The sequence below is a fragment of the Pseudomonas sp. R28(2017) genome, from assembly GCF_002112505.1.
Lineage (GTDB): Bacteria > Pseudomonadota > Gammaproteobacteria > Pseudomonadales > Pseudomonadaceae > Aquipseudomonas.
Genome location: NZ_NEHW01000019.1, coordinates 1 through 11,530, shown reverse-complemented (window position 1 = coordinate 11,530; position 11,530 = coordinate 1). Strand labels below are relative to the sequence as shown.

General features: G+C 65.4%; 9 protein-coding genes and 1 pseudogene. 8 read left to right on the top strand and 2 right to left on the bottom strand.

Features of this window, described 5'->3' with window-relative positions; translation table 11 throughout:
* Positions 1–24: 24 nt before the first annotated feature.
* Together CAF78_RS29140 and CAF78_RS29135 are read left to right on the top strand one after the other, a co-directional pair.
* Positions 25–1,401: pseudogene (locus CAF78_RS29140) on the top strand (HAMP domain-containing protein); the annotation flags it as partial.
* Between the two features lie 102 nt (positions 1,402–1,503).
* Positions 1,504–2,259, top strand: coding sequence for a methyl-accepting chemotaxis protein (locus tag CAF78_RS29135; RefSeq protein WP_371856881.1), 756 nt, complete (start codon positions 1,504–1,506; stop codon positions 2,257–2,259).
* A gap of 49 nt (positions 2,260–2,308) precedes the next feature.
* On the opposite strand, the gene CAF78_RS24975 is transcribed toward CAF78_RS29135, so the two are convergent.
* Positions 2,309–4,210 carry a S8 family serine peptidase gene (locus tag CAF78_RS24975; protein ID WP_085679279.1) on the bottom strand — a complete coding sequence of 634 codons (1,902 nt, stop codon included), beginning with the start codon at positions 4,208–4,210 and terminating at the stop codon, positions 2,309–2,311.
* 156 nt (positions 4,211–4,366) lie between these two features.
* Between CAF78_RS24975 and CAF78_RS24970 the strand changes: the two genes are divergently transcribed.
* A complete protein-coding gene (locus CAF78_RS24970; protein ID WP_085679276.1) occupies positions 4,367–5,383 on the top strand; it encodes an ABC transporter substrate-binding protein in 1,017 nt (338 codons plus the stop codon).
* Positions 5,380–6,228, top strand: a complete 849-nt coding sequence (locus CAF78_RS24965) for a proline/glycine betaine ABC transporter permease (RefSeq protein WP_085679273.1) — start codon at positions 5,380–5,382, stop codon at positions 6,226–6,228. The genes CAF78_RS24970 and CAF78_RS24965 overlap by 4 nt, the downstream gene beginning before the upstream one ends.
* A 24-nt stretch (positions 6,229–6,252) precedes the next feature.
* Here the strand turns inward: CAF78_RS24965 and CAF78_RS24960 are convergent, their stop codons facing one another.
* Positions 6,253–7,740 carry an aldehyde dehydrogenase family protein gene (locus CAF78_RS24960; protein ID WP_085679270.1) on the bottom strand — a complete coding sequence of 496 codons (1,488 nt, stop codon included), beginning with the start codon at positions 7,738–7,740 and terminating at the stop codon, positions 6,253–6,255.
* 491 nt (positions 7,741–8,231) lie between these two features.
* On the opposite strand from CAF78_RS24960, the gene msuE reads away from it, so the two are divergent.
* The 4 genes from msuE to CAF78_RS28915 all read left to right on the top strand — a co-directional run.
* A complete protein-coding gene (gene msuE / locus CAF78_RS24955; RefSeq protein ID WP_085679267.1) occupies positions 8,232–8,792 on the top strand; it encodes an FMN reductase in 561 nt (186 codons plus the stop codon).
* Positions 8,793–8,801: 9 nt separating this feature from the next.
* A complete protein-coding gene (locus CAF78_RS24950; RefSeq protein ID WP_085679264.1) occupies positions 8,802–9,986 on the top strand; it encodes an acyl-CoA dehydrogenase family protein in 1,185 nt (394 codons plus the stop codon).
* Between the two features lie 9 nt (positions 9,987–9,995).
* Entirely contained in the window at positions 9,996–11,096 is a 1,101-nt protein-coding gene (gene sfnR / locus CAF78_RS24945) for a sigma54-dependent transcriptional activator SfnR (RefSeq protein WP_085679261.1), read from the top strand.
* Between the two features lie 114 nt (positions 11,097–11,210).
* A partial coding sequence (locus CAF78_RS28915) for a hypothetical protein (protein ID WP_177408570.1) occupies positions 11,211–11,530 on the top strand: 320 nt, incomplete at its 3' end.

The following is an 11,530-nucleotide window of genomic DNA, read 5'->3' as shown; positions in this document are numbered from 1 at the left end:
ATTGAATGTTTAAATAAAGAAAAAATGGGCAGGGCCGATACAGTGGAGGCTGGAAGCCCCAATCCAAGCCCAAAAAACCAAACCCCTTACTGCCAAAAAAAGGGATTCACCCCCATGCCTTTGCGACAACTTTCCATCCAGTGGAAAATTACCCTGCTCGCCGGTCTATGCCTCGCCGGCATCGTCACCCTCCTCGTCGGCCTTTCGCTGTACCGCATGGACCACAGCTCGGACCTGGTCAAGGCCAGCAGCATGCAGATGCTCACCGAGGCCGCGCAGTCGCGTATCGAGTCGCAAGGTGAAGTTCAGGCCCTGAACATCCGCCGCCAGTTCATGGATGCCTACCAGTACGGCGCGGGCTTCTCGCGCCAGGTGCTGTTCCTGCGCGAACAGGCGGAAAAACGCTTCCTCGACGCCTTCGACCTGCGCGAGGACATGACCCGCCAGGTGCGCGCCGCACTGCAGGCCAACCCCGACCTGCTCGGCCTGTCGCTGGTGTTCGAGCCCAATGCGCTGGACAACAAGGACAGCCTGTTCGCCGGCAAAGCCGAACTGGGCAGCAACGAAACCGGGCGCTTCGCCCTGTACTGGTCGCAACCGCGCGCCGGCCAGCTGACCGCCATGGCCCTGCCCGAACACGACATGGCCAACACCGAAATCGGCCCCAGCGGCCAGCCGGCCAACACCTGGTGGAGCTGCCCGCGCAGCACCGGCAAGGTCTGCGTGGTGGAGCCGTACTTCTATGACATCGACGGCCAGCGCGTGCTGATGACCAGCATCGTCTTCCCGCTGGCGGTCAACGGCAAGATCCTCGCCACCCTGTCCATCGACATCAACCTCAACAGCCTGCAGGCCCTGAGCCAGGACGCCAGCCGCAGCCTCTACGAAGGCCGCACCACGGTCGGCATCCTCAGCCCGGTCGGCCTGCTGGCCGGCTACAGCGCCGACGCCAGCAAGCTGGCCCAGCGCTTCGACCAGGTCGACCCGCGCCAGGGCGCCGAACTGGTACGCAAGCTGGCCGAGGGCAAGCTGACCACCCTGCACGACCAGGCGCGCCTGAAAGTGCTGGCCGCCTTCGAGCCGATCCCCGGCGCCCAACCCTGGGGCGTGCTGCTGGATGTGCCGGAAAACGCCCTGACCGGCCCCGCCGAAGCACTCAAGCAAGAGCTGGACACCCTGAACACCAGCGGCACCCTGCTGGAGCTGGGCCTGGGCCTGGCGGCGGCGATCGCCGGCCTGCTGCTGGTCTGGCTGATGGCCCGTGGCGTGACCAAGCCGATCCTCGGCGTGGCCGCCATGCTCAAGGACATCGCCAGCGGTGAAGGCGACCTGACCCGCCGCCTGACCTACGACAAGCGCGACGAACTTGGCGAGCTGGCCGGCTGGTTCAACCGCTTCCTCGACAAGCTGCAACCGACCATTGCCGAGGTGAAGCGCTCGGTGCAGGCCGCCCGTGGCACCGCCGACCAGTCCTCGGCCATCGCCACTGAAACCAGTGCCGGCATGGAGCAGCAGTACCGCCAGGTCGACCAGGTGGCCACCGCCTCCCACGAAATGAGCGCCACCGCCCAGGACGTCGCCCGCAGCGCCGCCCAGGCCGCGCAGGCTGCACGCGATGCCGACCAGGCCACCCGTGAAGGCCTGGCGGTGATCGACCGCACCACCAGCAGCATCGATGCCCTGGCCGCCGACATGAGCAGCGCCATGGCCGAAGTCGAAGGCCTGGCGCAGAACAGCGAGAAGATCGGCTCGGTGCTCGAGGTGATCCGCTCGATCGCCGAGCAGACCAACCTGCTGGCGCTCAACGCCGCCATCGAAGCGGCCCGCGCCGGTGAGGCCGGCCGCGGCTTCGCCGTGGTCGCCGACGAAGTGCGCAACCTGGCCCAGCGCACCCAGGAATCGGTGGAAGAAACCCGCCAGGTGATCGAAGCCCTGCAGACGGGTACCCGTGAAGTGGTCGGTGCCATGGACAGCAGCCACCGCCAGGCCCAGGGCGGTGTCGAGCAGGTCGGCCAGGCGGTGACCGCGCTGCAGCGCATCGGCCAGGCGGTGAGCGTGATCACCGACATGAACCTGCAGATCGCCTCGGCCGCCGAGGAACAGAGCGCAGTGGCCGAAGAGATCAACAGCAACGTCGCAACCATCCGCGATGTCACCGAGTCGCTGTCCGGCCAGGCCAACGAATCGGCGCGGGTCAGCCAGTCGCTGAACAGCCTGGCCAACCAGCAACAGGCACTGATGGACCAGTTCCGCGTCTGAGCCAGGGTGCCGCTGCGCGCACAGGCGCAGCGGCACCGCTCAAGGCCAATCACGCCGGGTGAAAGCGCCCGCCTCCCAGAATCTGGTCAAGTAAGACCAACGCCCCCTCCACGTTGGGCCTGGCCCCCATCGGCAAGACGTCGGTGTCGGGCAGTGTCGCCTCACCGTACCCTGACGCCATCACCAGCAGGTGCATCTGGTCCGCGTTGAGGTAGATGTGATGCTGCTCCATCGCATAGGACTGGATCAGGCTCAAGGCGCCTGTCACCATCGGGGTGGCCGACGACGTACCGGCATAGGTGTCGGTGTAATCCCTGTCGTCCCCCTCCTCGTCCTGCAAGTCTCCATACGAAAGCGTGACCACACTGTCGCCCCAGGCGTTGAGCATGCGGTACCGATAGTTGTGGTTGGAGTAAGCATGGGGTTTGCCATCCCATGACTGGCATGCGCCCACCAGAATGGCACCAACATCGGCGTGATCGGCGAAGTTTCGATGTTGCGACAGGTCGACCCCGTGCCCGGCGACCGTGCCATGGTCGGCATCGGTACGGCTGCTGCCATTGCAGCCTGCGGCCACCACCACGGCACCACGCCGTACCAGTTCACGCACCATGTCCCGCCACAACGCATCGTGCACGGCAGGTAGCAAGGTATTCGGGTCTGCGGGATTGATGGTCTGGCGGTTGATGCCAACGATATCGCCGGGCTCGACATGACGCAGCAAGGCGCTGATCGTCAGCGACAGCCAGGTGGCGTCCTCGGCTCTGTTGTTATAGAGGTACAGTTCGCTGTCCTTCGCAATACCCGAAACGCCCAGACCATTGGCGGTCGCCACCAGGATGCCGGCTGAGGCAGTACCGTGCTTGGGGTTGTGGTTGGGGCCTTGAGTCACGACCCTCAGGTTCGGGTTATCGCGCAAGTCTTCGTGCTGGGGGAACAGGCCGCCATCGGAGAAATGGATTCGTGCACCCTTGCCTGTCACCTGCCTGCCCCAGGCACGCCGCACGTTCAAGCCTTTCCAACGGTAATTGGGCGCATCCAGGTAATGCTGCTGCTTTTCGAAGTCCGGGGTGGGCTGTGCATCCGTGCTGTCACGCTTTGCCAACACGACGGCAACGCCGCCAAGCAGCGTGATCAGACCGGCGATCACGGCAAACACTGGCGGGCTTGGCTCCTGCACATCGACATGGAACTGCAGGGACTCGACATACTCCAGTGCCGCCAGGGTTCTGGCCAGGTTGACGAAGGTGTCATTGAGCATGCTCGCCGGCTGTTTCAGCATGCCGTAGTCGGCAAGCACCTGCAGTCGCGGGTGATTGCGCTCCCCCGCAGCCAGCAGAGGCTGAGGGTCGATGACCTGCTTGAGCCTGGGCCACAACTGCACCAGCCTGGAGTTGGATTCGGGCTCCAGATCGACAAGCAAGCGCTGGTAGCCGCCCTTGACGAAGCGGATGATCAACGGCGGGCAAGCCTTGCCAGGCTCGCTCAGTGCAAGCGCCTCATACGCAGGTAACTGAACGTCCGGCAGCGAGCGTCGACGCCTTGTCGAGCCGCTGGCCAGCGGTACCTTGTCCAGCATGTTGCGTGTCAGTTCCTGCTCCTGCACCTGCACCAGCAACGGTTCGAGATCAATCACCCCGGCGGCACCTGCAGGACGCCCCCGCGCAACGGCTTCGGCATCGAGCAGTATCACCCGAGGTTGAATGCGGTAGGTGCCGGCCCTGGCTTCGACTTCAAGCAGGGCCTGGCAGCCATGATTGACCAGGGCCCCGGTGTACGCCTGGGAATACACGGATACGCCGTTGAACGACACGGGATCATCGCCATCGATGCGTTCGACTTCGTAGCGAATATGGTTGACCTTCTTCAGGTCGTCCCCTGTGCAACGAATGTGCAACCTGCCGTCGAAACGGAAATTCCGGTAATAGGTGAAGTTCAATTTCAGCTTCATGTTTTCAGTCCTTGTGCCGCCTGCCCGGGTGGCATGCGTGGCCGGATTGTTCGTGCATGCCCCTGCCGCGCCCATTGCGAAAGCCTTCCCGCAGGCAGTGAAAACCCGTCGTCTACACTTGCCGCAACCCATGCAGTGGCAATCGACGAGGCCCCCATGAAAAAAATCCCTGCGCTGCTGGCCGGCCTGTTGCTCACCCTCGGCCTGGCCAGCACCGACAGCGCCGCATCGGCAGAAGCTGGCAAACCCATCCACTTCGGCGCCATCGGCTGGGAAAGCGGCGCCCTGACCACGGAAATCCTGCGCCACATCGTCGAGCACGGTTACGGCTACCCCACCGACACCCTTCCCGGCAGCAGCGTGAGCATGGAAGTGGCGCTGGCGCGCAACGACCTGCAGGTGATCGCCGAGGAATGGGCCGGGCGCAGCCCCGCCTGGGTCAAGGCCGAACAGGCCGGCCAGGTGTTCGCCCTGGGCGACACGGTGAAAAACGCCGAGGAAGGCTGGTGGGTGCCGGCCTACGTGATCAAGGGCGACAAGGCCCGAGGCCTCAAGCCGCTGGCCCCTGACCTGCGCAGCGTCGATGACCTCAAGCGCTACCCCAAGGTGTTCAGCGACCCCGAAGCGCCTGAAAAAGGCCGTTTCCTCAACAGCCCCAGCGGCTGGACCTCGGAGACCGTCAACAGCCAGAAGCTCAAGGCCTATGGCCTCGACGGCCTGTACAACAACTTCCGCAGCGGCTCGGGTGCAGCGCTGGACGCCGAAATCAGCTCGGCCATCCGCCGTGACCAGCCGGTGCTGTTCTACTACTGGAGCCCGACACCGCTGATCGGTCGCTATGACCTTGTGCGTCTACAGGAGCCGCCGTTCGACGCGGCCGCCTGGGCCACCCTGACCGACGCGAAAAACCCCAACCCGAAAGGCAGCCAGTCGCTGCCGGCGAAACTGTCGATCGGCGTGTCCAAGGCGTTTCGCGAGGGCTACCCGGACCTGGTAGCGGTGTTCGAGAAGGTCGACCTGCCCATCGACCGGTTGAACAAGGCCCTGGCCGAAATGAACGAGAAACGCCAGCAGCCCGTCGACGCAGCAAAGGATTTCCTGCGTGCCAACCCGGACGTGTGGAAGGCCTGGCTGCCGGCTGAGGTGGCCGGCAAAGTCGAGGCCAGCCTGTGAGCGCGGGCTTCCCCCAAGCCCTGCAACTGTCCTTCGCCGACACCATCAACCGCCTGGTCGACTGGCTGGTGCTGCACTATGGCGACCACCTGCGCAGTGTCTCCGACCAGCTGCTGCAATTGCTGGTCGGCCTGGAGAACCTGCTGCGCCTGATGCCCTGGTGGCTGCTGTTGCTGCTGGTCGGCCTGCTCGCCTGGCACGCCAGCCGCAGCCTGCTGCGCAGCGTGGTGCTGGTTGCGCTGCTGGCGTTCATCGGCATGCTCGGGCTGTGGGACAAACTGCTGCAGACCCTGGCGCTGGTGTTGGTCAGTACCGGCCTGTGCGTGCTGGTCGGCGTGCCGCTGGGCATACTCCTGGCCACCCGCCCGCTGGCCCGGCGCCTGTTGTTGCCGGTGCTGGACGTGATGCAGACGCTGCCGGCCTTCGTCTACCTGATCCCGGTGCTGATGCTGTTCGGCCTGGGCAAGGTGCCGGCGGTGTTCGCCACCTTGATCTATGCCTTGCCACCGCTGGTACGGCTGACCGAGTTGGGCCTGAGCCAGATCGACCCGTCGTTGCTGCAAGCCGCCCATGGCCTGGGCGCCGGCCGCTGGCAGCGGCTGCGGCGCATCGCCCTGCCGCTGGCATTGCCGAGCATCATGGCCGGGCTCAACCAGTCGGTGATGATGGCCCTGTCGATGGTGGTGGTGGCTTCGATGATCGGCGCCCGCGGGCTGGGCGAGGATGTGCTGGCCGGGATCCAGACGCTCAATGTCGGCCAAGGGGTCGAAGCCGGGTTGGCCATCGTCGCACTGGCGATGGTGATCGACCGCATCAGCCAGGCCTATGGGCGCAGTGGCAAGTAACCGCGCCCACACGCCTGGGGGCAATCAATACCTGATCATCACCGACTTCAACTCGGTGTAGTCCTCGATGAACGCGCTGCCGAACTCACGCCCCACCCCGGAAGCCTTGGTCCCGCCAAACGGCACCGCCGGGTCTAGGAAGGTGTGCATGTTCACCCACACCGTGCCGGCCTCGATCTGCGGGATCAGCCGCAGCGCCTTGGACAGGTCGTTGGTCCACAGGCTGGCGGTCAGGCCATATGGGCTGTCGTTCATCAGCTCGACCAGTTCTTGCTCGTTATCGAACGGCAGCACACAGACGATCGGCCCGAAGGTTTCCTCATGCAGCAACGGGTCGCTGGCGCCGTTGGCCAGCACCACGGTCGGCTCGACGAAATACCCAGGCCGGTCAACCGCCCTGGCACCACACACCACCGTGTTGTTGGCCCGCGCCCGCTCGAAGAAGCCGAGAATCTTCTGCAGGTGCGCGGCATTGGCCAGCGGCCCGAACTGCGCCTCAGGGTCCAGTGCCGAGCCGATCTTCATCTGCCCCAGCGCCGCGCCCAGCTTGCGGGTGAATTCCTCGACCTTGCTGTGGTGCACGTACAAACGCTCTGGCGATGCGCAGACCTGCCCTTGGTGCACGTAGGCCGTTTGCACGATACCGGCCACGGCGCCGTCGACATCGACATCGGCCAGCAGGGCCGCGGCATTCTTGCCGCCCAGCTCCAGGGTGGCGCGGGTCAGGTTGGCCGCCATGGCCGCCTTGCCCACGGCAATACCGGTCGGTACCGAACCGGTGAAGGCCACCTTGGCCACGTCCGGGTGCTCGATCAGCCGCTGCCCGGCCTGGCCACGGCCGTTCAGCACGTTGAGCGCGCCCGCCGGCACACCGGCTTCGATGGCCAGTTCGGCGATGCGCAGCAACGTCAGCGGGGTGAACTCGCTGGGTTTGATGACGACGGTGCAACCGGTGACCAGCGCCGAGGCGATCTTCCAGATGCCGATCATCACCGAGAAATTCCACGGCACGATCCCCGCCACCACGCCCACCGGCTCGCGCAGGGTGAACGCGGTGTAGCGCTCGCCGGCAAACGACGGGATCGAGGGCGTCATGGTCTGCCCGGTGATCTTGCTCGCCCAACCGGCGAAGTAGCGCAAAAATACCACGCTCTGGGCGATCTCCAGGCCGCGGGTCAGGTTGATCGACTTGCCCGAGCACAGGGTTTCCAGCTGCGCCAGCTCTTCGGCATTGGCCTCGATCAGGTCGGCCAGGCGGTTCAGCACCACGCCCTTGTGATACGGCGAAACCTCGGCCCAGGCGCCCTTGAAGGCTTGCCGCGCACTGCGCACCGCGCGTTCGACCTCGGCGTCGCTGGCCTCGGCAACCCGGGCGATGACCGCGCCGCTGGAGGGGTCATGGATAGCGATCGATGGCCCCGCCTCGCCCGCCAGGTACCGGCCCTCGATGAAATGGCCATGGGGCCTGGCGAGGAACTCGACCACGGCAGGTAACAGCTGGATATCGCTCATGACATGACTCCTGGATGGCAGTGCAAGAAGGTGTGCCGGCCGATCTTCAAACGCCCGCCCACCCGCCTGCCAGCCCCGCATGGCGTTTTGTCAGGCAGCCTCAAGAGAATGTCACGCTGGGCAAATCGCCCCGCCGGGCCGGGCGGCACACTGCGACCACTGCGATATCTGCATGACCACTGAATCACGCAAGCGTTGTGCCTTTCAGCCCGCTCGGTCAGCGGGCTTTTTTTCGCCTCAAAAATGCATAACAATATGAATTCTTATTCTTTTTTTGTTAATCACAATTGCGCTATAACTCTCCCAACTGTACAGCCGCCAACACCCGGCCAACTGTCTGCAGCGCAACACCTGATCAACAATCAACGCCCACAAGGCAACACCGGTAGCGCCCTTAAACTCGCAACCTGTTGATCTAAAAAGAATTAACAACTCGGCACGACGATTGCTCAAGCAAAGTCCCCCGCTCAACAAGAACCGGAGACCTGCCCATGAGCACCCCACTGAACGTCGTCGCCCTGTCCGGCGGCACCACCCGCCCATCGCGCACCCTGGCCCTGACCGAGGCCATCCTCGCCGAACTCGGCCAGCATCTGCACATCAAGCCACACCTGATCGAACTGGGCGACATCGCCCGGCCACTGGGTGCCGCGCTGTGGCGCAGCGAACTGCCCGACGCCGTGGAACAACAGCTGCGCCTGGTGGAAAAAGCCGACCTGCTGGTGGTTGCGGCACCCGTCTACCGCGGCAGCTTCCCCGGCCACTTCAAGCACCTGTTCGACCTGATCGGCCAGGACGCGCTGGTCGACACCCCGGTGCTGCTCGCCGCCACCGGTGGCAGCGAGCGCCACGCGCTGGTGCTCGACCACCAGCTGCGCCCACTGTTCAGCTTCCTGCAGGCCCTGACCCTGCCTATCGGCGTCTACGCCAGCCAGGCCGAGCTTGCCGACTACCGGGTTTCCAGCGATGCCCTGGACGCACGCATTCGCCTGGCTGCCCAGCGCGCGGTGCCGCTGTTCGGCGCCCATCACGCTCTGCGCCAAAGCGCCTGAGGAGTCGCCATGAATGCACCTTTGCATGCGGCCCGCCCGGCACTGGCGGTCGCGCGCGAACTGGCCACACAGTTCGCCCAGAGCGCAGTGGAGCGCGACGAGCGCGGTGGTACGCCCAAGGCCGAACGCGACGCCCTGCGCGGCAGCGGTTTGCTGTCGCTGGTGATTCCACAGGCGTTCGGCGGCCAGGGTGCGAACTGGCATGACACCTTCGAGGTGGTGCGCGAGTTCGCCCGGGTCGACAGTTCGCTCGCCCACGTGTTCGGCTTCCACCACCTGATGCTGGCCACGGTGCGCCTGTTCTCGCGCCCGGACCAGTGGCAACCCTGGTTCGAGCAAACCGCGCGCAAGCACTGGTTCTGGGGTAACGCACTCAACCCGCTGGACACCCGCACCGTGGTCAAGCACTTCGACGGCTGGTGCGAGTTCTCCGGCAAGAAGAGCTTCTGCTCCGGCGCCAGCGACTCGGAAATGCTGATCGCATCGGCAGTGGACGAGCGTGCCGGCGGCAAGCTGCTGATCGCCGCCATCCCCAGCGGGCGCACCGGCATCACCCTGCACAACGACTGGAACAACATCGGCCAGCGCCAGACCGACAGTGGCAGCGCCACCTTCGAACGGGTGCGGGTCGAGCACAGCGAACTGCTGCTCGACCCCGGCCCGTTGAGCACACCGTTCGCCGCCCTGCGCCCGCTGATCGCCCAGTTGCACTTCGCCAACCTGTTCCTCGGCATTGCCGAAGGTGCCTTCGACGAAGCGCGCCAGTACAGCCTCAAGGAAAGCCGGCCGTGGTTCCGCTCAAGCGCTGCCAGCAGCGCCGAAGACCCTTACGTGCTGCGTCACTACGGCGAGTTCTGGGTGGGCCTGGAGAGCGTGCGCCTGCTGATCGACCGCGCCGCCCGCCAGCTCGACAGCGCCTGGGCCAAGGAGCAAGCGCTGAGCGCCGAGGAACGCGGCGACCTGGCCCTGGCCATCGGCACCGCCAAGGTCGCGGCCACGCGCCACGGCCTGGACATCTGCAACCGCCTGTTCGAGGTGACCGGCGCCCGCGCCACCCACGCCTCGCTGCGCTTCGACCGCCACTGGCGCAACCTGAGGACGCAAACCCTGCACGACCCGGTGGATTACCGTATCCACGAGCTCGGCGAGTGGGCCCTCGGCGGCAAGCGCCCCGCCCCATCCTTCTACTCCTAAGGATCGCTCATGCAACTGCTGACCCTCCCCCCGTCACCGACATTGGCTACCTCGATCAGGGCGACCGCACAGGTCTTCGAAGACCCCAGGTCGCAGGCGCTGCTCGCCCACCTGCAACAGGTCGCCCCTAGCGAGGCCAGCGTCCTGATCATTGGCGAAACCGGCACGGGCAAGGAGCTGGTCGCGCGCCACATCCACAACCTCAGCGGCCGGCGCAACGGCCCGTTCATCGCAGTGAACTGCGGTGCGTTTTCCGAGTCGCTGGTCGAGGCCGAGCTGTTCGGCCATGAAAAGGGCGCCTTCACCGGCGCCCTGGCGGCCAAGGCCGGCTGGTTCGAAGAGGCCAACGGCGGCACGCTGTTCCTCGACGAGATCGGTGACCTGCCGCTGCCGATCCAGGTCAAGCTGCTGCGCGTGTTGCAGGAGCGCGAAGTGGTGCGCCTGGGCTCGCGCAAGAGCATCCCGATCAATGTGCGGGTGCTGGCGGCGACCAACGTGCAGCTGGAGAAAGCGATCAACGCCGGGCACTTCCGGGAAGACCTGTACTACCGGCTGAACGTGGTGACCCTGCAGTTGCACCCGCTGCGTGACCGGCCGGGGGACATCCTGCCGCTGGCCCGGCACTTCATCCGCAGCTACAGCGAACGGCTGGGCTACGGGCCGGTGGAGCTGAGCCCCAAGGCCCAGGCCAAGCTGGTCGAATACAGCTGGCCGGGCAACATTCGCGAGCTGGAGAACGTCATCCACCACAGCCTGCTGACCTGCGGCGACGGACTGGTGCAGGCACAGGACCTGCGCCTGTCCAACCTGCGCCTGGAGCGCCAGGAGGACGAGCCGGCGAGCCATGGCGTGGAGGACCTGCTGCAACAGGCGTTCAGCCGGTTGTACGAGGAACAGCCCGGGGATTTGTACGAGAAGGTCGAGAATGCCCTACTGCGCTCGGCGTACCACTTCTGCCATTACAACCAGGTGCATACCGCGCAGTTGCTGGGGTTGTCGCGCAATGTCACGCGCACCCGGCTGATCGCAATCGGCGAACTGGTGGTGAACAAGCGCCGGGCGCCGGAGCCGCAAGTGCTGGATAATCGGGTGGTGCGGTTATCCATCTGAATCTGCATTTGCCTGCACAGGCCTCTTCGCGGGCAAGCCCGCTCCCACAGGCACTACACAACCCTCAAGGTTAGTGATGTACCTGTGGGAGCGGGCTTGCCCGCGAAAAGGCCGGTGCAAGCAACTCAAATCTCAGTTCCGGTCGACGCCGCGATCATCCCCGAGATCGTGATCGGCCCCGTCATCCGCGCCCTGCCCTGCACCGTTGTCATCACCCGCCTCATTGGCCTCATGATTCGCTTCGTGGTTAGCCTCATGGTTGGCTTCGTGATTGCCGCCATCATCCGCGCCGCCACGGCCCGAGCTGGCGCCGCCGCCATCGCCGCTGTGCCCGCTTCCACCACCGCCGCTACCGCCGCCTCCGCTTCCACCACCTCCGCCATGGCCACCACCCCCGCCGCTGCCACCACCTCCGCCGTGGCCGCCGCCACCAC